The sequence below is a fragment of the Bacillus sp. FJAT-27251 genome, from assembly GCF_001273925.1.
In the GTDB taxonomy this organism is placed as follows: Bacteria; Bacillota; Bacilli; order Bacillales; family Cytobacillaceae; genus Mesobacillus_B.
The window spans coordinates 1,484,236-1,506,317 of sequence record NZ_LIGG01000001.1 but is presented as its reverse complement, the minus strand read 5'-3'; the positions used below and the strand labels follow the sequence as shown (position 1 = coordinate 1,506,317).

Sequence of the window (22,082 nt, the reverse complement as noted above, 5' to 3'; positions counted from 1 at the left end):
CGAACTAAAAACTGTTAAATTATTAGAATCCTTTGTTTGGATTGTCGGTTTGATCAAGTTTCACATCAAATTTCGCAGTAAATTCAGCCCCTTGATACTCATTTCCAGCGTCTTCAAGAAGTTTGACACCGTATTGCAACACGAAGCTCTTATCAACCGTTAGTACTTCACTCAATACAGTTTTTTCGTTGGAAGGAGCAGATGTATCAAACACTAAAACATTCTTGTCAGCTTCTAAAGCGGTGTTTATTGTTGCCGTCGCAGCAGTTTGAGAAGTTGTGTTATCCAGTACAACTAGCGTCTCATATGCTGTTTTTGCAAGAGCATCTTGTACTTCTTGGCTGTTTACATCACCAGTTTTCAAAAACGCGGTAATAATCGCTTTATCCTGTGCTTGGTTAAGCTTTGGTATGTTTAAATTGTTACTAGCAATCCGGTAAACCGCTGCACTGCGATACTTGCTTAGATTTGCTCCAGGACGGTGTTCTGACAAAGAAGATGTATACTTGACACTTAAGTGTGCGCGCTCATTAGAGCCATTTTTGAATGCGATAGGGTCACTGTAAACCGATCGCGATGGAGCAAATTTTCCAGTAAGATTCAATAGATTTGCAGTTCCATTCCCGTTGATGTTTTCTGCAGCAGAAATATCAATAACCGCGTTTTGGACGCTTCCTTGGACAGACTGCTCAGAAGTAAACCACGAGTATGTACCAAATCCTGCACCTACTACTAGCGTTCCTGCGATGGCTGTTCCTAGTAATGCTTTTTTAACATTTTTCATCAAATTCCCCTCCAAAGTGTCTTTGTTTTTTTATAATAAAAGGGATTCCCCAGTTACTATCAGATTGTTAGCTTTGCTCCAACTAGCTTTGAATTTCTTCCTTTTTCCTATTACCGATTAATCCAAGCCTCTGGAATATCTCAATAATGATTACTAGTAAAAGTGGGACTGCTACTAAGAGGAAAAAGCCAATGGGACCTGCTACGAACTTTGCTATGTAACCTGCTCCCGGAACAATGATTTTTTGCACTCCTAGAATATCTTTTCTAGGAATGAGGAGATCATCTTTAACGTTATTATTGTCTCCCTGGGTGACAAAAAGGTTCTGACCATTTTCTTCTACCATGTCAATCGCTCTGTGTGTAACAAGGATCCCATCAGGATGTTTATATGTAATAACGTCATTCACTTTAGGATCGACTTCAGTATTTATGAGAATAACATCCCCTGCATCAAAGGTTGGCTGCATACTGTTTGAAAGTATGGTTAGGGGCTTGTACCCAAAGACTGCAGGAACTTTTTCAATATCCCCCTTTGCCTGGAATACAAAGAAAATAACCGTTCCTGCTGTAACCATGAGTGCTAACAACAAAAGAGTACTAGTTATTTTGACTAACTTTTCCAATAGAATCACTTCCTATGCTGTGTAGATTGTTCTTATAATTTGTTTGTTCTTTATAAAGAACCTGTACTTGGAGTATATTAAATTTATCTCGTAATATAAAGTTCCAAATTTGACCATATTTTGTCTTTTTAGAGGAAATACCTAATGATATCTTTAATTATCTAATTATTCCTTACTAATTTGTTTTCTATAAAGAACATTTTGACAAGATTAATTACATATTGTTTGGTAGGAAGGAATCCTCAAGTAAACTATGTTAATAGCAAAAAACCCGGACACCCCCAATGCCCAGGTTCTCAATCTCATATTTTTATATACTCCCTAGGATCCACACTATTAGACTTCTCCAAATCCCAAAGCCCTTCATGAATCTCAAAATGCAAATGCTTCCCTGTGCTGTGGCCGGTGTTGCCCATGTATCCCAGCAGCTGCCCCTGTGAAATTTGCTCGCCGGTTTCTACGAGGCGGTTTTCGAGGTGGGCGTAGACGGTGGTGAAGGTTTGGCCGTTGAGCTGGTGGGTGACGAAGACGACGTTGCCGTAGGAGCTGGAATAGTAGGAGCGGATAACGGTTCCGCTGGCCGCTGCAACGACTTCGGTGTCTGGAGAGCCATCGGCGATGTCAATTCCGGCGTGGGGGCTTCCCCAGCGCATGCCATACTCGGATGTGACACTACCGGTCGTTGGTACTATGAACAGGCCATCCCCCTGTTTTATTGGCGCTTTTTGTCTTAAACGTTCTTCCTTTTTACCTTTTATAGGCTCTTCCTTTTTCTCTGGAGCAGGCTTTGCTTTTCTCGCATCCATCTCTGCTACAATCGCTTTTTCCTGTGCTTCAACGAGAGCCTGGATTTCTTCAATATTAAGCAGGTCGGCTTCGATATATTCCTTCTCCTTTTGCAGGGCCTGCATGACTTTATTCTTTTCTTCCGCTTTGACCTGCTGTTCTTCTTTCAGAGCCAGCAGCTTTATCTCGCTTTCTTCCAAAGAAGCCAGCTTGTTCTGGAGTTCTTTTTCCATTTCCTCTTTCCGCTGGAGGTCGCGGTAATGGGTTTCCATGATTTTTTTATCGGAATCGAGGATCGCTTTGGTGGTGATGGCCCTGTCGATAAATTCGCTGAAGCTTTTCACACCGAGGAAGACTTCTATGTAGGAAACCCTCCCTCCCTGATCCTGGATGGTCCGCAGCCGTTCGCTGATAACTTTTTCCCGCTTTTCCATTATGTCTGTAATAATCTTAATCTCTTGTTTTTGATTTTCTATATCTCTAACAATCGCTGTTTTTTCAGGCTGAAGCATGCGGATTTCTTCATTGATCCTTGCCGCTTCTTCGTCGAGATATTTGATATCTTTTAGGACTTCCTCCTGCTGGCTGCTAATCTCTGTTTTTTGTTTTTCTTTATCCTGTTTTTCATTTTCGAATTGCAGGCGTTCTTCGCGCACGTTCTTGAGGAATTGTTCCATCGTAAGCTTTTCATCTGCTTGTGCTGCCTGAGGCCAGCTGGCAATGGTGACTGAGGTGAGCGCTACGAATGCGATAAGCTTAATTCCTTTCACTTCATGTCCCCCCTAAACTAGTGAGTTGCTGAGCAAACACTTCTTTCTTTATATTCTAGCTGCGCGCCTGTTTTCCTGCCTATTTCATGCTTGTATGTATATCATAATTTATCGTGTTTTCGGCAAGAAAAGAACACAAAAAGCAGCAAGGTTCCCTGCTGCCTAATTCTTCTCCGGTGGATGGATCGTTTTGATTTTAGTAATGAAATAATACCATTTATATAGCACAACTGCCAGCAGAATGGCCCGTACATAGGCTTTATCGACCATGATAAAAGCAATGAGGATCATGCTGTCGGCAAATAGGTTGATGGCGACCTTCTGTTTTACTGTCATCGAATTGTCGCGGATGAAATCCTGGAGATATTTCTTGTAGACCTTTGTTTCCCGGAACCAGGCTTCAAACCTTTTGGAGCCCTTTACGAAGAAGAAGAGTGCCAGCAGCAAGAGCGGCGTGGTTGGCAGGACGGGCAGGACAATTCCAAGCATTCCGAGGCCCATGAATAGAAATCCGAGAGCTATATAAAGTAGGTTGACCAGTTTTTTTATGACATGTACCTCCTGCATATTTTTCCCTTTCATTATAGCATTTCCGGCATGTTTTCAAAACGGTGGTTCGTTGGCATTTTCACATGCGGCCTTTTCAAACAAACAACTTGTGTGATAACATTAAGTTGTTGCTTTATTCCTAGATAAATAGAATGACCCAGGAGGTATGGAATGATACGGTTTGAAAATATCGTCAAAAAATATAACCGGACAACCGTTATAGAAGATTTCAGCTTGAATATCGAGGCCGGACAGCTGGTTGTTTTTATCGGGCCGAGCGGCTGCGGGAAGACGACCTTGCTGAAGATGATCAACAGGCTTGTCGAGCCCACATCTGGGAAAATTTATGTGGACGGCGAGGATATTACGAAAGCAGATCCGATCCAATTGCGCCGCAATATCGGCTATGTGATCCAGAATACGGGCTTGTTCCCGCATATGTCAATTAAGGAGAACCTGGAACTGATCCCAAAACTTAAGGGAGAGGATCCAGCTGAAATTGAAAAGAAAACAGTCGAGCTGCTGGAATTGGTCGGGCTGGATCCTGAACAATTCATGCACCGCTTCCCGAAAGAGCTGAGCGGCGGACAGCAGCAGCGGATTGGTGTCGCAAGAGCCTTCTCTACAAACTCCGATATCATCCTGATGGATGAACCCTTCTCTGCGTTAGATCCCGTTACAAGAAGTTCCCTCCAGGAAGAGCTTTTCAATATGCAGAAGGAACTCAATAAAACGATTATCTTCGTCACTCACGATATGGACGAGGCCTATAAAATTGCCGATAAAATCTGCCTGCTGAAGGACGGCGAGATCCTGCAATACGATACGCCGGAGAATATCTTGAAAAACCCGGCTTCCGAATTTGTTGAAAGCTTCATCGGCAAGCGCAGGGTGTGGAACAATCCGGAGGTGCTGAAGGCGGCGGATATCATGATTTCCAACCCTGTAAAAGTGACGCCGAAGCGGAACGTGCTTCAGGCCATTGAAATCATGAAGGAAAACAAAGTCGACAGCCTGATGGTCACCGACAGGAACAGCACTTTGATTGGGCTTGTGACGTTAAAATCGATCAAGCTTCAGGAGCGGTCTTCCCTGATTGATGATGTGATGGAAAGCCAGGTGTTCGCCGTGACGGAGGATGAGGACCTGATTTCTGTCCTGAAGATGATGAATGACCATAAAATTGGCTATCTGCCGGTCGTGAACGAGGCAAAGCAATTGACTGGCCTGATTACAAGAAGCAGCATCCTGTCGGCCTTGAGCAGCCAATTGATTGATTTGGAGGTAGTATTTTAATGAGTGACTTTTTAAATTATATAACTTCGAATTACCAGCAGATCTTTTCCTTGCTGGGGCAGCATATTTATTTGAGTGTGTTTTCGGTGTTTGTGGCCGTGTTGATTGGCGTTCCGCTTGGCATTCTTGTTTCGAGGAATGAAAAGCTGTCAAAACCGGTCATTGGGACGGCGAACGTGATGCAGGCGATACCGAGCCTGGCGCTGCTTGGATTTTTAATTCCGTTCATCGGCATTGGCAGTACGCCGGCAATCGTGATGGTTGTGCTTTATTCCCTGCTGCCGATTGTGAAAAATACGTATACGGGGCTGACGAATATTGATTCGGATATCCTCGAGGCCGCCAAGGGCATTGGATTGACCAGCTCACAGACGATGAGGAAGGTCCAGCTGCCGCTGGCGTTTCCGGTGATCATGGCCGGAGTGCGGATTTCCGCGGTAACGGCGGTCGGCTTGATGACAATTGCCGCGTTTGTTGGAGCCGGCGGACTGGGTTATCTGGTGTTTTCCGGGGTTTCCACAGTTGATAACAACATGATTCTTGCGGGTGCGATTCCAGCTTGTATTCTTGCCCTTGCGATTGACTTTGTCGTCGGCAGGATGGAATCGAAGCTTTCCTATACAAACCGTGCTGTGGGTGCCCGCGGCAGAAAAGCGCGCTCTTTCCCTTCGAAGAAGGTGCTGGTTCCGGCTACAGCGGCTGTTGTGATTTTAAGCATGGTGTTTGTTTACCCGATGGTTAATGCAAAGGATAAAATTACGATTGGCTCAAAAAACTTCAATGAATCGATCTTGCTTGGCCATATCCTTGCTGACCTTATTGAAAGCCAGACCGATCTGCAGGTTGAAAGGAAGCTGAACCTGGGCGGAACTCAGGTGGTCTTCAATGCGATTAAGAACGGCGATGTGGATGCATATGTGGAATATACGGGTACGGGGCTTGTGAATCTGTTGAAACAGGAGGCAATGACCGACCCTGATAAGGTATATGACATCGTTTCAAGTGAGTTTAAGAGCAGATATAACCTGCACACTCTGGAGCCGCTTGGCTTCAATAACACCTACACCTTGGCGGTGAGACCGGAAACGGCGGAACAATATGGGCTGGAGACGTTCTCGGATTTGGCTGAGGTGAGCGAAGAGGTCAAGATTGGCGCAACGATTGAGTTCACCAACCGCCCGGACGGATTGCCAGGACTGATGGCGGATTACAATATGAACTTTGCCGATGTGAAGGCAGTGGATGGCGGCCTGAGGTATACCGCTCTTGAAAGCAAGGAGACCGATGTGATTGATGCTTTCCTGACAGACGGCTTGCTTGAGGCTTTCGGGTTGAAGGTGCTTGAGGATGACCAGAACTTCTTCCCGCCGTACTATGCGGTTCCACTGGTAAATGGCGAGGCGATGGACGAATATCCCGAGTTGGAGGGAGTCCTCAACATGCTGGCTGGAAAGCTGACGGATGAGAAGATGCGTGAATTGAATTATAAAGTGGACAGCCTGAAGGAAGCTCCGGAGAAAGTGGCAAGAGAGTTTCTGGAAGAGGAAGGGCTGTTGTAAGCAGACAAGGCGGAGTGATTCCGCCTTGTTTTTTTAGGGGTTTGGTTTTTGCCTGGTGGTGGGTTCGCTAGGTTATGTTTGCTTGCCCTTTTGAGCCCCTATTCCTCCAGGAAATTTTTTACCCGTTCGTACGTTTTTTCGTCGCCGATAATCAGGAGGATATCACCGGCCTGTACGCTGGCATATGGGCCCGGGGAAAGGATGAGCTCTCCCTCCTTCTTGATGCCGACGATAGTTCCGCCTGTGTTTTGCCAGAATTTCAGTTCGGATACGGTCTTTCCGATGTGGCTGAAATCCGGTTTAATCTCGATTTCGATTGGTGTCAGCGGGTTGGTATGGCGCATCTTCCCTGTATAGTCGATAATTTTATCAATCGTTTGATTAAGATCTTCGTCCAGCTTTTGCCGCTCTGAGATGAGCTGCCTCATTTGCTTTTCAAGGTCCTTGATGCTGGCAAGGCTTGAAAAGCGGTTGATGTATTTAAAGGCGTTCTCACGCGAGGAGATGACGACTCCGCTTCCTTTGGCCGAATGGACGATTTCGACATCTTCAAGGATCTTGATGGCTTTGCGGACCGTTTCCGGGGAAACATTATACTCGCTCGCAAGCGTCGAGCGGCCGTGAATCTTCTCGCCAACCTTAAACTTTCCATCATAGATTCTATTAGCTATATCAATAGCGATACGTTCATAAACAGGCATCTTCGTGCGCTGCAACAGGCTCACATCCTTATCAGAGGGGTCAGGCACCCTTTAGTGCTTTATTGCTTCACCACACAGCGGGTCAGGCACCCTTTAGTGCTTTAGTGAAGGGAATGGTTTTTTGTTGTAGATATGTATGTACCTATTCTAGTGGAGGCGGGGGCATTAATCAAACGTTTGATTAATAGCGGGGTTGGGTTTGTCTTATTGGGACCCATTGGTCACTGATTTTACCGTGGCGAGGGCTCCAATGGGACGTATTGGTGCCCATTATCCGCCGTTTTTCCTAAGGACAGGCCCCAATCGGCCTTATTGGGACCCATCTTCACTGATTTTACCCCGTCACGGGACCCAATCAGCTTTATTGGAACCTATCCATCCCTGATGTTGCGACAAACGGGCTCCAATGCCCCTCATTGGTACCCTTGCAGCCTGAATGTATCCGCCAACAGGCCCCAATTTCCTTATCAGGGTCCTCACAATTCACACAACAAAAAAGCTCCCTCCCTCTGAAATGAAGGGAGGAAGCTTGTATTATTATTTGCTATACAAAATTGGAGAACCTGGTCCGAGATCCATTCCCGTAAGCATCCAGACAATCAGCAGCAATACCCAGAAAATCGTCAAGGCGATGGAATACGGAAGCATGGTTGAGACCAATGTACCAATTCCGACCTTTTTGTCATACTTCTGGGCGAAGGCAATGACGATCGCGAAGTATGGCATCAATGGCGAGATGATGTTGGTTGTTGAATCAGCGATACGGTACGTCAGCTGTGTCAATTCCGGAGAGTATCCGATTCCCATCATCATTGGCACGAATACAGGAGCCATGATTGCCCATTTTGCCGTTGCACTTCCGATAAACAGGTTGATGAATCCGGAAATCACAATGAAGGTCAGGATGAGCGGGATTCCTGTGAATCCAGTGCTCTCGAGGAACTCAGCCCCATTTACGGCCAGGACAATTCCCAGCTTCGACTCGTTGAAGTAGGCAACAAACTGCGCCGCTACGAAAGCAAGCACGATATAAGAGCCCATTGTCGCCATCGTTTCAGACAATTGGTTAGCGACATCTTTATCATTCCTGATGGATTTGGTCAATTTTCCGTACACCAAACCAGGGATAAAGAACATGATCAGGATGATTGGTACTAGGGTCTGCAGGAATGGCGAATCAATGATGCTTTCCGCGCCGGCACGAAGCGGTCCCCACTCTGGAATAACAAGCAAAGCAATCGCAATCCCAGTAATAATAATGGAAATAAGGGCACCCCAAAGGCCTTTCTTTTCTTCAGGGCGCAATTTGTTTGCTTCTTCGTTAACCGCGACATTCCCCTTGTATGTGCCAAGTCTTGGCTCAACAATTTTATCAGTAACAAAGGTACCTACAATAGTAATCAGGAACACAGATACAATCATGAAATAATAGTTCATGGCATAGTTCATCTGTGCTGCATACTCAGGATCCAGCATGGCAGCAGCGTCTTGAGTCATTCCGCCAAGCAGCGGGTCAAGGGAAGTCAGCAGCAAATTGGCACTGAATCCGCCTGATACACCGGCAAACGCCGCAGCAAGACCTGCAAGCGGGTGCCTTCCCAATCCAGCGAAAAGGACGGCTCCAAGTGGAGTCAATACAACATAGCCCGCATCAGAAGCCATGGAGCTCATGACGCCTGCGAAAACCAATGCAGCTGTGATGAGCTGCTTTGGAACAGATGTAACCAGGCCGCGCAGGGCCGCAGAGATTAAACCGGAACGTTCAGCAAGCCCGATACCGAGCATGGTGACAAGAACCGTCCCCAATGGAGCAAAGCCTGTAAAGTTGCTTACCATGCTTTGGAATAGATATAATATCCCTTCAGAGCTTAGAAGGTTTCTGACTTCAATAACTTCTCCTTCATTCGCAGGGTCGGGTACACTCATCCCCATACTTGAGAAAATGGCAGAAAGTACGATGACAGCCAGCGCGAATATGGCGAATAGCGTGACCGGGTCTGGCAATTTATTTCCAACACGTTCAATGGTATTCAATGAACGTATGACAAAACCTTGTTTGCCTTGTTTAGACATTGGAAGTTTTCCCCTCTCTTTCCTTGTGTTTATTTAAATTTTCGAAAAATAAAAAGAAGACATATGAGGATTATAAAGAAGATAACTTCGGAATGGAAGGGGAATTCCGATATTCGCAATAGGGTTTCTTTTCCCAAAATTCATATAACCCCTGCCCCTTTAAAACATAAAAGCAAGAAAGAGTGCCTGACCCTCAGCGCTTTAAAGCGCTGAGGGTCAGGCACTCTTCTTTTCGGTGATGCGTTAATTTCTTAGTATGATGTAGATGAGATAGGCTGTGTAGATGGCTACGAGGACGGCGCCTTCGACTTTGGAAATTTTGTACTTGGTTCGCGAAAAGATTAGCAGTACGACTGTAAGGATAATCATGCAGACAACGTCGGTGAAGATCCTATTGTCTACGGCAAGCGGCGCGATGGTAGCGGACGTACCAAGGACAAATAGAATATTGAAGATGTTACTGCCGACAATGTTGCCGAGGGCAATTTCGGTTTGCTTCTTCAAAGCAGCCGTAATCGAGGTAACCAGTTCAGGAAGCGAGGTTCCAATCGCCACAATGGTTAAGCCTACCAGTGTTTCACTCATCCCGATGGACAGCGCGATCTGGGTGGCATTGTCGACAACCATATCGCCCCCAAAAATGATGGCCGCCATTCCGCCAACCGTAAATACCAGATTCTTTCCCCAAGTGATGTCCCTGTTCTGAACCTCTTCAACCGAATCGCTGCTCCTGCTGTTTCTCGCCACTTCATATATGTAGTACAAGAAAATGGATAAGAACAGAAGCAGGATAATTCCTTCACTTCTCGTAATCAGGTTCGTTCCCAGATTTTGCAGGGCAGCATCACTGATGAATACCCATAGTACGATGCTCGCCAGCAGCGTAAACGGAATTTCCTTCCGAATGGTTTCACTTTCCACTTTTAGCGGGTTGATGATCGCAGTGATCCCAATAACCAGCGTAATATTGAGGATGTTGCTGCCCACGACATTTCCAAGGGAAACATCACTGCTGCCTTCAAGTGCGGCGATGATGCTGACAGTGGCTTCCGGTGCGCTTGTCCCGAATGCGACAATCGTCAAGCCTACCAAAATCGGCGGAACCTTGAGAAGCTGGGCAATGTTTGACGCCCCTTCTACAAAATAGTCCGCTCCTTTAATGAGCAGAACGAAACCAACAATCAATAAAATATAAGTCATCTATATTCCCCCCTCCATACTAGACCAATCCTTATGCAGGCCTTTTCTGATATTCAGCAATTTGAATGATGGCTTTTTGCGAACTATTCCATATCATACCCCAAATTTTTGGAACCTCACCTTTTCGGCAAGCTTTTCATCCAATAAGCACAAAAAAGGATGCCGGCAGCATCCTTCATCTTGATCATCCAATATTTATAAATTAACATCCACTTTAATCAGCTGTTCATCGTTTTTGTCGATTCCCAGATAACGCAGGGTTTCAGACGGTGTATGATGGTTGAAGATTGACATTAAAAAGGAAATGGCAATGCCTTTTCTATAGGCATGATAACCGAATGTTTTCCTTAGGGTATGCGTCCCGATCTTACCGGTTATGCCCACCTCTTTAGCGGCCTGGTTGATGATCCGGTAGGCCTGCTGCCGTGAAATTGGCATATTATCCTTTTTGGACTTAAAAAGATAATCGTCTTCCTTGAAGTTCCCGTTTCCCAAATAGCTCTTCAAGGCTTCCTCCACGCTGCTGTTGATGTAAAAGGCCTTCTGGTCCCCGCTTTTTCCATCTTCTACACACAGGAATTCCCTTGGCTTTTGTCCGTCCCAGATATCGCCTACCTTGATGGACAGCAAATCGCTGATGCGGATACCGGTGTTGATGCCCAGAACAAACAGCAATAAATCGCGCGGTGATTGCTGCTGTAAATTTTTCTTGATGCATTGAATCTTTTCTATGTCTTTAATCGGATCAACATATTCCATGAGACCAACCCCCAGCCACCAAATCCTGCTCCTTACAGGTTAGCAAATCGGTGCCCCTTTTACAATTTTAACTTTTATTCCCTGGGAGTATAGCAAAAAAAGAAGCAAAGCCGCAAGCCCTGCTTCTAACAATCTTATTCGCTAGTACAGACTCAAGGCCGGGGAGCAGGATGGTTCCAAGCTGTACATGGAGGCCTCCGCCTGGATGTGCCAGCGGTTTAGCACATCTGCAAAATCCTGGATGGCCTGCGTGTTCAGCCTGCATGTATCCTCGGTAACGCCGCCCACCCTTTTGACGATTTGCTTTTCAATGAAATTCATTTTGGAAACAAGGAATTCCCCGCCAAAAATGCCGTTTGCAATTGCCCGGTCCCTGAGAGCGCATGGGAAAGCGCCCTCAAATTGCTGCTCCGCTTCCCGTCCCTCGCGCATGCAGCACAGAAAAAGCCCGATATTCTTTGTCATCAGGTCAGCAGAATTCTCTTTAATAAACTTCCTGACTTTATTCTGGATGTTTCCGGCATGAATGGAGCCGCCAATAATCACCGTGTCAAATAGCCCAATGTCAGAGTGAAGCTTCGTCCGGTTCAAATTGACAACCACTACATCTCCTTCCAGCTCCTTCCGCAGAAGCAACGCGGCCTTCGATGTCGTACCATGGGAAGAACAGTAAACAATCAAACTTTTCATACGTTCGCCTCCTGAATGGTCGATATGATAAAACCCAGCCTTGAATCTGTTGAAGGCTGGGCTGTCTGGGCATCAGGAATTTATCTCATAATTTCATTATAACTGGACTTTTTTTAAAACAGCGAAGGGCTTGTGGCAATTTTCTTACAAAAGTCGCCTAAACCAGGATTGGCTTCGCCTTGTTATGCCTTTTCCACGGTCCTGGCAAGAAACGCTCCAATAAGAAGCGCCCAAACGGGGGCACTTATATGAAAAAAGGAGACATCTGACAGCGTGACGATAAACGCGGTCAAGGCGCTGATTTTATACCTGCTGGAGGAAAAGCCTGACTGCAGGCTGCCATACAGGACAGAAACGAGCGAAAAGCCCGCAAGCATCGCAACAAAGGCCTGTGGAAGCGATTGGATGAACGGGACGATTTTCCAGGCAAACACTCCAAAGACAAGGATTACAGCCCCGGCAGCCACCGAAGCCATATAGCGCTTTGCCCGCGGGCCCGCGTCAGGCCCTGCGCATATCGCGGTCATCATGCCGGCAATATTGGCGCTTTGCCCACCGAAGAAACTTGCCATCACAGAAAACGCACCGCTTGCGGTAAGAATTTTGCGGATAGGCGGCTTATAGTCCCCGCTCTCAAGCGCCCCGATTCCGGGAGCGGCATCATTGCTGAGGATCAGCATCGCCAGCGGAAGGGACAAGGTTAAAAAACCAATCATGCTAAATTCGGGTATTTGAAAAGATGGCCATGAAAAAACCAGCTGCGAAGTACCTGCGGATAGCCCATCTGTCAGCAGGAGGGCCGCCAAAGCCGCGGCGATCGCTCCCAGCACAGGGGGGATGCGCCTTGAGTAGCGGGTGCACAGCAGAAAGCTGACGACGGCTGCCCCGCCCACCACCGGCATTTCCTTGACTGCCGGAACCAGCTGGACCACATAGCCAGCAACCAGTCCGCCAAGCATGGCCGAAATGACTTCCCGCGGCACCCATTTCATCATCCTTGTGAACAGCCCGCTCACAGCGATCAGGAAGATCAGCAGTCCCGACATCACATAACCGCCGATCAGCTGCGGATAGGTGAACTGTGCGGTCGCCGTGGCAAGGAATGCCACTCCTGTCAGCGAGTGGCCTCCTGTAATTGGAATCCGGAACAAAAGTGGCATCAAGATGCCGTATACCCCTCCGAAAAAGTAGACGGCAAACATCCAGCTGACCGTTTGCTGGCTGGTAAACCCACCGCTTGCCGAAGCCTGTAAAATAATAAGGGCTGGACCGGTCATCACCAATGTGCTTGATATCAGTCCAGCAGAAATGTTTTGACTATTTAAATCCCGCAAAATCGAATGCTTCTTTTCTTTTAAATGATCATCGTATTCTTCAGCCAATCCCACAATGTCCACCCCTGCTTACAGTTCATTACTACTATCTTTAGGGCAGAACATCGAAATTGTCAACCAATTCCGTCATTTTACTTCCGCAAGCTCTCCCTGCATGGTTCCGTTCTTGGCAAAATTCACATGCCAGGACAAAGCCTTCTCAAGTACATGCGGAGTTTGCCCGCCTCGTTCAAGGGCTTCCTTGTAGTATTCCCGAAGCTGCTCCCGGTACATAGGATGGGCGCAGTTTTCAATGATCTTCCCGACCCGCTCCCTTGGTGCGAGCCCGCGCAAATCAGCATACCCCTGCTCGGTGACAATCACATCGACATCATGCTCAGTGTGGTCCACATGGGAAACAAACGGCACGATGCTTGAAATCTTTCCATCCTTGGCAATCGATTTTGTCACAAAAATCGCCAGGCGTGCGTTCCGGGCAAAATCACCGGAGCCGCCAATGCCGTTCATCATCTTTGTGCCAAGAACATGCGTTGAGTTCACATTGCCGTAGATGTCCAGCTCCAAGGCAGTATTGATGGAAATCAGGCCGAGGCGGCGGATGATTTCGGGATGGTTGGAGATTTCCTGAGGGCGCATGATCAGTCGGTCACGGTATTTCTCGAAGTTGCTGAACACTTCTTTCATCTTGGAATCCGACAATGTAATCGAACAGCAAGAGGCAAATCGGACCTTGCCGGCATCCATCAGCTCAAAGACCGCGTCCTGCAACACTTCCGAGTATACTTCCAGATTCTCAAACTCCGAATATAGCATTCCGTGCAGAACCGCGTTTGCCACCGATCCTATTCCCGATTGAAGCGGGGCCAGCTTCTCTGTTAATCTGCCAGCCTCAATCTCCGCCCGGAGGAAGTTCAATAAATGCTCAGCCATGATCTTCGTTTCTTCATCCGGGGCGACAATCGTTGAAGGGGAATCCTCCTGGTTGGTGAACACGATTCCTTTTATTTTACTGGCATCCACTTTGATGCCTTTCAATCCAATCCGGTCATCTGCTTTTGCCAGCGGAATCGGCTCCCGCTCTCCCTGTTTCCCGGGTTCATATAAGTCATGCAGCCCTTCCAGTTCAGTGGACTGTGCCATATTGATTTCCACAATGATGTTTTTGGCGTTCTGAGCAAAAGAGAGGGAGTTTCCAATCGACGTCGTCGGAATGATCATTCCATCCTCTGTTATCGAAACCGCTTCCAAAATTGCGAAATCAACCGGCTCCATCACTCCGGCCCGGATCATTTCCGCCGTATGCGAAAGATGCTGATCGACAAACATGAAGTCCCCATTGTTAATTCCCTTCCGCATCGTGGGGTCCGCCTGGAACGGCAGTCTTTTGCCCAGGATTCCCGCCTCGGCAAACAGCTTGTCAACATCCGATCCGAGCGATGCCCCTGTATAGACATTCACTTTGAATGATTCCGTCTTCGCCCGCTCCACCAAAGCGAATGGCACCGCTTTCACGTCACCCGCACGTGTGAATCCGCTTAACCCCAAGGTCATTCCATCCTGTATCCATGATGCCGCTTCTTCAGGGCTGACAACTCTGTCATGCAAGCCCTCGTGCCTGATCCGTTCCAAATTTCCCATGCTACCATCCCTTTCTGGTAAATAGATTTATTCTCATTTTACCCACGCAAAAAGGGAAGACTGAAAATTTGGAATACAAAACAAGATACTGTGACCAAGCAGCATATCCAATGTATGAAGCAGAAAATCCTGCTAAAAACCCAGCAGTTTTCGGAAATAACTGGAGTATGACTGGCTCACAGGCACCCGTTCACCATTGTCCATGGCCAGTAGAAACGTAGAATGAGTGTCGGGAAAGATTTCTTCAATGTGGTTCACATTGACGATAAATGAGCGGTGGCAGCGTATGAAATAGTCTTTCGGCAGCAGGTACTCAAACTCCTGAAGCGAGTATTTATGCGTACCCTCGTACTCGGCTGTATACACATGCGTCTTTTTGTCCCTGGCCTCCAAGTGGACGACATCACCAAAAGGAATCGGCTTCCAGCCGTCCATCGTTTTGACCGTGACTACCGATTTCCCGTCCGTCAAAGCCGGGAAGATGGCTGTCACGCAGCCTTCGATTTTCCCTTCATGAAGAAAGGGCACAGCCATCCCATGGTAAGGAATCCCGAATAAATCCCGGTTGATGAACTCGGATACCTTTTGCTGCGATGCTACTGCCTTGTAGGCGATCGTTCCTTCCTTAAGAGGATCGCCAGGCCTGATTTTCAAGTCAATCCGCTTGCTTGGGCGGTAATATATATATTCTTTTGTATTGGATACGGCAATTGAGATTTCATCCGAAAACAGCTCGCCGATAACATCGAGCAATGAAACAACCGTGATGCTCTCCATCCCCTTACTCCCCCCTTTTCTCGATGTATATTCACTTTCATTTTACAGCGTTTTCAAACAGAAAGACAAAGGTGAGACATGCTGTTTTCATTGTCTTTCTGCTTCCATGTTATAATCAGGCTATTGACTTTAGGAATGAAAGGATTTTACAGATGGATACAATTGGATTTATTGGCTGTGGGAGCATGGCCAAAGCGATGATTGGCGGATTAGTCTCTTCGGGATATGTGAGCCCCCGGAATGTTTATGCCTCCAACCCCTCGCCGGGAAGTCTGGAAGAAATGAAAGAAGCTTACGGCATTGCCACGACCCATGACAATTTGGAGGTTGCCCAAAAAGGGAGCATCCTCTTCCTGGCCGTGACTCCCGACAAATATGATTCCATCATTGCCGAAATCAGGGACAGCATCCGGGAAGAAGCGATTATCATCATGATTGCTGCCGGGCAGACCCTTGAACAGAATGAGCAGCGCTTCGGCCGGCCAGTCAAGCTGGCAAGGTCGATGCCGAATACGCCAATGCTTGTCGGCGAAGGAATGGCGGCCGTGAGCGTAAATGATAGAATTTCAGAAGATGAAAAGCAGCTGATCAAGGAAATATTCCAGTGCTTTGGCAAAGTGGAATTTGTAGAGGAGCATCTGATGGATGTGGTCAGCGGTGTAAGCGGGGCTTCGCCTGCCTATGCCTATATGTTCATCGAGGCGCTGGCCGATGGGGCCGTGCTTCAGGGAATGCCGCGGAAGCAGGCTTATGCATTCGCTTCACAGGCCGTTTTGGGGGCAGCAAAAATGGTACTGGAAACGGGCAAGCACCCCGGTGTCTTAAAAGATGAAGTCTGTTCACCTGGAGGGGCAACAATCGAAGCAGTGGCCAGCCTTGAAGAAAACGGGCTCCGCTCCGCTGTCATCAAGGCCGTACAGGCTTGCGTAAAAAAATCGCAATCCATGAAATAAGGTATGTATAAAATTTTGCTTAGCGGGGAATCCTGTAAATGTATTCCCCTTTATTTAAAGCATCTGCCGCGGCAGATGCTTCTTTTTTTACACTATTCTTCTTCTGTTCCTTCTTCATTCCGCTCAAGCACGACTACCTTGATCCGGCGCACCCGGTGGTTATCAACTTCCTGGACCGAAACCTCAAGGTTTTCATACATGAATCCTTCTCCCTGCTTTGGAATCCGCTCGAGCGATTCAAAAATCCAGCCTCCCAGGCTGTGCGCGGTCGATTCCGGCATTGGGACATTGAACATCTCGACAAAATCATCAAGATCAAACTGGGCATCAAATTCGTATGTGGTATCGCTCAGCTTCGTCATGACATTCACTTTCTCATCATGCTCATCCCAAATCTCGCCGACAAGCTCTTCAAGAATATCCTCCAGCGTAATCAACCCCGATGTCCCGCCAAATTCATCTACGACGATGGCCATATGGCTTTTCGTTCTTTGCAGTTCAGGCAGCAGCGAGGCGATCCTCATCGACTTCACCACGAACATTGGCTTACGCAGCAATTTTTCAACCACAATCTCCTTGCCCTGGATCAGCTCCGAGAGAAATTCGCGTTCGGATAAAAAGCCGATGATATTATCTATATTTTCTTTATAAACGGGAATCCGTGAAAATCTTTCCGCCAAAAACACCTGTTTAATCTCTTCAATCGGCTGGCTTACTTCCACGGCAATCATATCCATCCGATGGGTCAGCACTTCGCCGACGGTAATTTCATTAAATTCCAGCGAGCGGTGGACAAGCTCTCTTTCGTCCTTATTGATCACGCCCTCTTCCTCACTGATATCCACCATTACTTTAATTTCTTCCTCCGTCACGGATGGAGACGCTTCCTTGTTTTTGGAAAAGGTCCTGGAAACGACATCCTTCAGTTTGCTGAACAGGAAGTTGAATGGTGTCAGCAATTTCATCAGCAGCAGCAGGATTCCCGAAATCTTCAGGGAATAGCTTTCTGCGTTTTCCTTCGCAATCGACTTTGGCAAAATCTCACCGAAAATCAGGATCAGGATGGTCATGCCCAGGGTGCTGACCACAAGGCCGGTACCTGCGCCAAAAAGACCGGTGAACACACTTGCCGCAATACTTGAAGCCGCAATGTTCACGACATTGTTTCCTATCAAAATCGTAGATAAAGCATTATCGAAATTATCAGAAATGTATAAGGCCTTTTTACTTCCAGGCTTGTTCTCAGTTACATAATTCCGCAGCCTGATTTTGTTCACGCTTGAAAACGCAGTTTCCGCTGATGAAAAGAAAGCAGAAAAAATGATTAGAACAACCAGAAAGATAATTAAACCTATGGGCACTTCAGCCAAAAGTATTCACTCTCCAAAATTAAAATAAATGTACCCTTTTAATTTTACAGATACACCCTTGATAAATCAAATATCAGTCATTGAATGCGCAGACCCTCAACCCACAAGACAACAAAAGCATTTGGAGTGATTCCCAAATGCTTTGGACGTTTCTATTATTGTCCCTCGGAAGTTGCATCGATTAAGTAGTCAAGGTAATCATCTAGAGCGAATTGATTTTCGTTCACGAAGTCCGTTAATGTTTTTTCTTCCATCATATTCATGTTGTTTTACCTCCTATTTTAATCCTGATTTATAATTTGATGTGAGATTGAATGATTAATTGTTTTGCTGCTCTTGGTAGCATTATTCCCGTCCCCGCAGTCTTTTATTCCTAAAAGCTATAAAAATATTTTTCCAGTTTGGTAACAAATATTACATGTTATGAAATTTTTGGAGCGGTATTCAGCAATGCTATAATGAGGGATATGCCCATAGAAACGAGGAATGGAAGCAATGGATAAAAAAGAAATCGAATATCAGATTGCAGAGCTCAAAGCGGAATATATCCGGCTGCAGCATGACTTGGAGAAACTGGAATATGTGGATGGAAAACTGTCTCCCCTGGAAAAACAGATTGCCGAGATCGAAGCCCAGCTGAGCGCTCTCAACCAAAAATTGCGGGAGGTTTAGAACCTCCTGCCTCTATACCCATATAGGACATACTAATCAAACGATCGATTAAAATGGCCCTAATGGGACAACCCTGATTGAGGACGACCCTAAAGTTAATTTTAAAACGGCCGGATTTTTCCAGCCGTTTTTATGTTAGTGATATCTTTTAGCTGCTAATTTTGGCTGCTTGTTGACTGTCCTTTCAAGGCGGAACGGTCCGCCTTATCTTACTTCTTTCACACCCTTCACAAATGCTTTCATCTGCTCTTCATCCGTCTTATTTAGCCATTCTTCCAGCTCTTTTTCCCTGCCGTCCAGGTACAGTTGTATCCCTTCATGAAGCTCTCTTCGGTAATCTTGGTTGTTTCCCTCTGCTTCAACCGCCATCTTCCTGATCATCGAGGCCCAGTTTCTCACTTCACTGCCAATGGAGCGCTCAGGATACTTCTCCGCCAGGGAAGCTGCCTCATTAAATGGTCTGCCAGCCTGCAGTTCAAGGGCCAGCCAGCTGCCAATGAAACGGTTGCTTGCATCAAGCTCCATCGCCTTTTTAAAAGCCTTCCGGGCTTCTTCCTGTTTCCCTTGCTTCATCAGCACCGCAGCATGGTAGCCTGCTGCATACTCGGAAGGCGCCTTCTCCCTTTCAAGGTATTTCCCGTACCAGTGTTGGTAGTTCCGCCAGTCCCTCTTTTCTGCGTAATAGCTAGCCATATCAAAGGCATCATCAGGGGAGATTGAGATTTCTGCCCACTGCAGCTGGTAGTTATCGGAAGCTGCATTTCCCTTCATTTCTTTCTCCCATCCCTTGAGGCGCGAAAGCATCCGTAAGCTTTGGGCGTCTTTGTTTTTTTCATAGCTTTCTTGGTAAGCTTTGTATGCTTCGGGGATTTTTTTATTCAAAAAGAGCTGATCGGCTGCGCTCATTTCCCTTTCCTTCAGGTAAAAGAAAGGAAGGTTCCCAAGTGTTTTTTCATCAAGGCGGTAGCCGTTGCTCTGGGTAATCATCTCGCCCTCTTGATTGAAGGCCTTTACTGACCAAGAAAATCGATTTTCTGTATTGGTAAAAGCCAGGATGGATACCGGATCCACCGTCGACCAGCTGTCCCCTTCGAACGTAATGCCAACACTCTTGTCATACAGCTGTTCAATCGGAACAGAAAGCTCCGTTCCCTTTATCCGGTTTTTAAATGGTGAACTGATTGAACCGCTCTCCACATCGACTCCCAGGTTAAGTTCATAATACGCCGCCCCTTCAACCTCTTCCCAGGCAAAAGTGACCTGATCCGCTGAAATTTCCGTTTGGTTCACAGGGGATTTCAGCTCAATCAGCGGATGAAGGACGATTTCGACCTGTTCGGCTGTGCTTCCGTCCAAATCAATCCACGGGTCCGCCGGAATTGGATAGGCCCAGCCGTCAATCTGGTTAAAGGTTAGTCCAAGGTAAATCTGATAGCTCCCCGGCAGCACTCCAGTAAATTCAAACTGGCCTTCCCCGTCGGTGAGCAGCTGGTAAGGCTCCCCCTCCCATACGCTGTACTGGATGCTATCCTCTTCCCGCAGGAACACCCCCGCCCCTGACACAGGAGTTCCATCACTCCTCACAATTCTTCCTTTAACGCCCGAAAGGCCTGATTCTCCACTCTCCAGCGCCTGCCCGAGATGGTTCTGTAAAGATTGGAGCCTGGAAAGGACGACGGGCTCCCCTTCCATATCATCGGAAACCTCCTGCCTTTCCTTTTCAAATTGGGCTTTAATTTCTTCTATTGAACCTGAAACCAGCTTCTCTGCTTCCTCCATTCGGTCTTCCCGGATCAGGATTTCCGCTTCCAGCGCAGCCACATTGCCCTTTAGGTCGCTTTGCTCTTTTTCTGCCTGAACCTTAAGCTCATTCAAAAGCTCGCGCCCAGCCGTAAAGTCATTATGCCGGATGAACAGCTCTGCTCTTTCCAGCTGGAGCTCATGCTGATGCCACGATTGCTGACTCTTCTCCATCCGCTCTATTCCCTGCACTAACACGGCATCAGCTGCCTCCAGTTTTCCTTTCCCTTGATAGTATTGCGAGAGCTGCCGCGCTGCATTGACGAGATAGCCGTCTGCCGGCCCTTTCTCCAGATATCTTTTTAAATAGGGAAGCCGCTCTTCGAGGGAAAACCTCGCATCTTCGGAATAGTGGGAGACCTGGGTCGATGAGGGTCCGACGTACACATCGAACCTGCCATAGCTGCCGTCTTCAATCATCCGCTGCCTGATGATTTCCCATTTTTGCCCGTTCATCACGTTTCCCTCGAGGGATTGGAGGATTTTCTGCTTGCCTGCCGCGTTTCGTGCAGCAAGCTGCTTCTCCCCGGAATAGAGCTCGATTTGGGGGATGATGAAAAAGATGGTCAGCGGAAGCAGTACAATCAGACTTAATAGCGCCGCAACAAGATGCTTTATTTTCACTTTAATTTTCATTCTTTCCCGCCGCCTTTTCATAAAGATCCTTCCAGTAAGTGTTGCCCCCCGCCTGAATCAGCTCGCGCTCTTTATTGCCGTCTGGCTGGTTTTCCTCAGGAATGATGTCCTTGATTCCCCATGAGAAGAAAAGAGCCAGTACAACGCCAACGGGCAACAGCGGAATTTCCACTTCCTTATTCAGCAGGGCCGAAAGCCTTTGCGGGAAGGAAGGGCGCTGCACCTTTTTCATCACTTCCTCCTGCAGCGAGAATTTCACACTTTGCAGCTCCTTATCGAGCTGTTTTTTTAACCTTTCCTTCCCCACTTTCATCTCCCCCTCTCATCAAGATCTCTTTTAATAATGAACGTCCTCGCGCGAGCCGTGCCTTCACGGTATTTTCATTCACATTCATCTGCTCGCTGATTTCACTGATCTTCATTTCATTAAAATAAAATAGAATGATGGCTTCACGATATTTATAGTTGAGTTCCTGTATGGCGGTTGATAAATGCTGGTTTTCGGCCAGCAATAGCAGCGACTCCTCCGGCCCCGGGTGGAGGTCATCCTCCCTGAAACGCTCAACCAGATCAAAGGAGAGGAAGACATGCTTCCAGTTCCGCTTTCTCATTTGAGCCCTGCACCTGTTCACAAGGATCGCCGTCAGCCAGCTTTTCACTTTATTCTCATCTTCCAGCTGGCTTATTTTTTCGTAAGCCGTGATAAAGGCATCCTGGACGGCTTCTTCTGCTGATTGCCGGTCTTTCAGCAATAAGACCGCCGTGCGGAGCAAATAATCCCCATACAGCTGCATCAGCTCGCTTAAAGCAGACTCCTGTTTTTCTTTTAGTCTCTGGACCAAACCCATGCTCGCGGTCCCCCTCTCCCTCGCCCCTTCAACAGAATAGATGCTCTGATGTTGGAAAAAGTTGCATGAAATAATCTATTTTTATTAAAACAGAAATTGATGCTGGATTGTTGGGGGAAATTTGGTTGGTTTGGAGGCGGGAAGGAGGCTGGGGGGGCGTCAGTGACCGAAATTCGGGGCTTCACGAAAAAACGGGCACTGACAGACCCCTTCAGTACCCAAAACCAGCGCTCCCTCGAAAAAACAGGCACTGACAGGCACC

Annotated in this window: 20 protein-coding genes; 4 read left to right on the top strand and 16 right to left on the bottom strand. The window is 47.1% G+C overall.

Annotation, left to right across the window (positions count from 1 at the left end; all coding sequences use genetic code 11):
* Window positions 1–22 precede the first annotated feature (22 nt).
* From ADU22_RS07065 to ADU22_RS07050, 4 genes are all read right to left on the bottom strand, one after another.
* Complete coding sequence (locus ADU22_RS07065) at window positions 23–784, bottom strand: hypothetical protein (protein WP_053361523.1); 762 nt, start codon at window positions 782–784, stop codon at window positions 23–25.
* An 82-nt stretch (window positions 785–866) separates the two neighbouring features.
* Complete coding sequence (locus tag ADU22_RS07060) at window positions 867–1,409, bottom strand: signal peptidase I (protein WP_053361522.1); 543 nt, start codon at window positions 1,407–1,409, stop codon at window positions 867–869.
* A 302-nt stretch (window positions 1,410–1,711) separates the two neighbouring features.
* The gene (locus ADU22_RS07055) at window positions 1,712–2,965 is read right to left on the bottom strand and encodes a murein hydrolase activator EnvC family protein (protein WP_053361521.1); all 1,254 of its coding nucleotides are present in this window, start codon (window positions 2,963–2,965) and stop codon (window positions 1,712–1,714) included.
* Window positions 2,966–3,127: 162 nt separating this feature from the next.
* Window positions 3,128–3,547, bottom strand: coding sequence for a YbaN family protein (locus ADU22_RS07050; protein WP_231687851.1), 420 nt, complete (start codon window positions 3,545–3,547; stop codon window positions 3,128–3,130).
* 138 nt (window positions 3,548–3,685) lie between these two features.
* Here ADU22_RS07050 and ADU22_RS07045 point away from each other — a divergent pair, with 138 nt between their 5' ends.
* On the top strand, window positions 3,686–4,810 hold the full coding sequence (locus tag ADU22_RS07045; RefSeq protein ID WP_053361520.1) for an ABC transporter ATP-binding protein: 1,125 nt from the start codon (window positions 3,686–3,688) through the stop codon (window positions 4,808–4,810).
* On the top strand, window positions 4,810–6,369 hold the full coding sequence (locus tag ADU22_RS07040) for an ABC transporter permease/substrate-binding protein (protein ID WP_053361519.1): 1,560 nt from the start codon (window positions 4,810–4,812) through the stop codon (window positions 6,367–6,369). The genes ADU22_RS07045 and ADU22_RS07040 overlap by 1 nt, the downstream gene beginning before the upstream one ends.
* 98 nt (window positions 6,370–6,467) lie before the next feature.
* Here the strand turns inward: ADU22_RS07040 and ADU22_RS07035 are convergent, their stop codons facing one another.
* The 8 genes from ADU22_RS07035 to ADU22_RS07000 form a co-directional block, all read right to left on the bottom strand.
* Window positions 6,468–7,085: a GntR family transcriptional regulator gene (locus ADU22_RS07035; protein ID WP_502688735.1), complete on the bottom strand. Its 618-nt coding sequence runs from the start codon at window positions 7,083–7,085 to the stop codon at window positions 6,468–6,470.
* 522 nt (window positions 7,086–7,607) lie between these two features.
* On the bottom strand, window positions 7,608–9,143 hold the full coding sequence (locus tag ADU22_RS07030) for an AbgT family transporter (RefSeq protein WP_053361518.1): 1,536 nt from the start codon (window positions 9,141–9,143) through the stop codon (window positions 7,608–7,610).
* Between the two features lie 243 nt (window positions 9,144–9,386).
* Window positions 9,387–10,343: a calcium/sodium antiporter gene (locus tag ADU22_RS07025; RefSeq protein WP_053361517.1), complete on the bottom strand. Its 957-nt coding sequence runs from the start codon at window positions 10,341–10,343 to the stop codon at window positions 9,387–9,389.
* A gap of 195 nt (window positions 10,344–10,538) precedes the next feature.
* Window positions 10,539–11,102 carry a site-specific integrase gene (locus tag ADU22_RS07020; protein ID WP_053361516.1) on the bottom strand — a complete coding sequence of 188 codons (564 nt, stop codon included), beginning with the start codon at window positions 11,100–11,102 and terminating at the stop codon, window positions 10,539–10,541.
* Between the two features lie 141 nt (window positions 11,103–11,243).
* Window positions 11,244–11,792, bottom strand: coding sequence for a flavodoxin domain-containing protein (locus tag ADU22_RS07015; RefSeq protein WP_053361515.1), 549 nt, complete (start codon window positions 11,790–11,792; stop codon window positions 11,244–11,246).
* Window positions 11,793–11,974: 182 nt separating this feature from the next.
* Window positions 11,975–13,180: a benzoate/H(+) symporter BenE family transporter gene (locus tag ADU22_RS07010; RefSeq protein WP_053361514.1), complete on the bottom strand. Its 1,206-nt coding sequence runs from the start codon at window positions 13,178–13,180 to the stop codon at window positions 11,975–11,977.
* 72 nt (window positions 13,181–13,252) lie between these two features.
* A complete protein-coding gene (scpC, locus tag ADU22_RS07005) occupies window positions 13,253–14,764 on the bottom strand; it encodes a succinyl-CoA:acetate CoA-transferase ScpC (protein ID WP_053361513.1) in 1,512 nt (503 codons plus the stop codon).
* Between the two features lie 132 nt (window positions 14,765–14,896).
* Window positions 14,897–15,541: a LytTR family DNA-binding domain-containing protein gene (locus ADU22_RS07000; RefSeq protein ID WP_053361512.1), complete on the bottom strand. Its 645-nt coding sequence runs from the start codon at window positions 15,539–15,541 to the stop codon at window positions 14,897–14,899.
* Window positions 15,542–15,693: 152 nt separating this feature from the next.
* Here ADU22_RS07000 and proC point away from each other — a divergent pair, with 152 nt between their 5' ends.
* Window positions 15,694–16,494: a pyrroline-5-carboxylate reductase gene (proC, locus tag ADU22_RS06995; protein ID WP_053361511.1), complete on the top strand. Its 801-nt coding sequence runs from the start codon at window positions 15,694–15,696 to the stop codon at window positions 16,492–16,494.
* A 92-nt stretch (window positions 16,495–16,586) separates the two neighbouring features.
* On the opposite strand, the gene ADU22_RS06990 is transcribed toward proC, so the two are convergent.
* A complete protein-coding gene (locus tag ADU22_RS06990) occupies window positions 16,587–17,864 on the bottom strand; it encodes a hemolysin family protein (protein WP_053361510.1) in 1,278 nt (425 codons plus the stop codon).
* Window positions 17,865–18,359: 495 nt separating this feature from the next.
* Here ADU22_RS06990 and ADU22_RS24915 point away from each other — a divergent pair, with 495 nt between their 5' ends.
* Entirely contained in the window at window positions 18,360–18,536 is a 177-nt protein-coding gene (locus tag ADU22_RS24915) for an SE1832 family protein (RefSeq protein ID WP_197280026.1), read from the top strand.
* A gap of 204 nt (window positions 18,537–18,740) precedes the next feature.
* On the opposite strand, the gene ADU22_RS06985 is transcribed toward ADU22_RS24915, so the two are convergent.
* The 3 genes from ADU22_RS06985 to ADU22_RS06975 are packed head-to-tail and all read right to left on the bottom strand — an operon-like array spanning window position 18,741 to window position 21,820.
* Window positions 18,741–20,972, bottom strand: a complete 2,232-nt coding sequence (locus ADU22_RS06985) for a carboxypeptidase-like regulatory domain-containing protein (RefSeq protein WP_053361509.1) — start codon at window positions 20,970–20,972, stop codon at window positions 18,741–18,743.
* Window positions 20,962–21,279: a hypothetical protein gene (locus ADU22_RS06980; protein WP_053361508.1), complete on the bottom strand. Its 318-nt coding sequence runs from the start codon at window positions 21,277–21,279 to the stop codon at window positions 20,962–20,964. The genes ADU22_RS06985 and ADU22_RS06980 overlap by 11 nt, the downstream gene beginning before the upstream one ends.
* Window positions 21,245–21,820 (bottom strand): RNA polymerase sigma factor, encoded by a 576-nt coding sequence (locus ADU22_RS06975; RefSeq protein ID WP_053361507.1) that lies wholly within the window; start codon window positions 21,818–21,820, stop codon window positions 21,245–21,247. Before ADU22_RS06975 ends, ADU22_RS06980 begins: the two co-directional genes overlap by 35 nt.
* Between the last annotated feature and the right edge of the window lie 262 nt (window positions 21,821–22,082).

Coding starts and splice junctions, on each gene's coding strand:
- ADU22_RS07065 (WP_053361523.1), bottom strand. CDS start 784: ATGAAAAATGTTAAAAAAGCATTACTAGGAACAGCCATCGCAGGAACG.
- ADU22_RS07050 (WP_231687851.1), bottom strand. CDS start 3,547: ATGAAAGGGAAAAATATGCAGGAGGTACATGTCATAAAAAAACTGGTC.
- ADU22_RS07045 (WP_053361520.1), top strand. CDS start 3,686: ATGATACGGTTTGAAAATATCGTCAAAAAATATAACCGGACAACCGTT.
- ADU22_RS07040 (WP_053361519.1), top strand. CDS start 4,810: ATGAGTGACTTTTTAAATTATATAACTTCGAATTACCAGCAGATCTTT.
- ADU22_RS07030 (WP_053361518.1), bottom strand. CDS start 9,143: ATGTCTAAACAAGGCAAACAAGGTTTTGTCATACGTTCATTGAATACC.
- ADU22_RS07025 (WP_053361517.1), bottom strand. CDS start 10,343: ATGACTTATATTTTATTGATTGTTGGTTTCGTTCTGCTCATTAAAGGA.
- ADU22_RS07020 (WP_053361516.1), bottom strand. CDS start 11,102: ATGGAATATGTTGATCCGATTAAAGACATAGAAAAGATTCAATGCATC.
- ADU22_RS07015 (WP_053361515.1), bottom strand. CDS start 11,792: ATGAAAAGTTTGATTGTTTACTGTTCTTCCCATGGTACGACATCGAAG.
- scpC (WP_053361513.1), bottom strand. CDS start 14,764: ATGGGAAATTTGGAACGGATCAGGCACGAGGGCTTGCATGACAGAGTT.
- ADU22_RS07000 (WP_053361512.1), bottom strand. CDS start 15,541: ATGGAGAGCATCACGGTTGTTTCATTGCTCGATGTTATCGGCGAGCTG.
- proC (WP_053361511.1), top strand. CDS start 15,694: ATGGATACAATTGGATTTATTGGCTGTGGGAGCATGGCCAAAGCGATG.
- ADU22_RS24915 (WP_197280026.1), top strand. CDS start 18,360: ATGGATAAAAAAGAAATCGAATATCAGATTGCAGAGCTCAAAGCGGAA.
- ADU22_RS06985 (WP_053361509.1), bottom strand. CDS start 20,972: ATGAAAATTAAAGTGAAAATAAAGCATCTTGTTGCGGCGCTATTAAGT.
- ADU22_RS06975 (WP_053361507.1), bottom strand. CDS start 21,820: ATGGGTTTGGTCCAGAGACTAAAAGAAAAACAGGAGTCTGCTTTAAGC.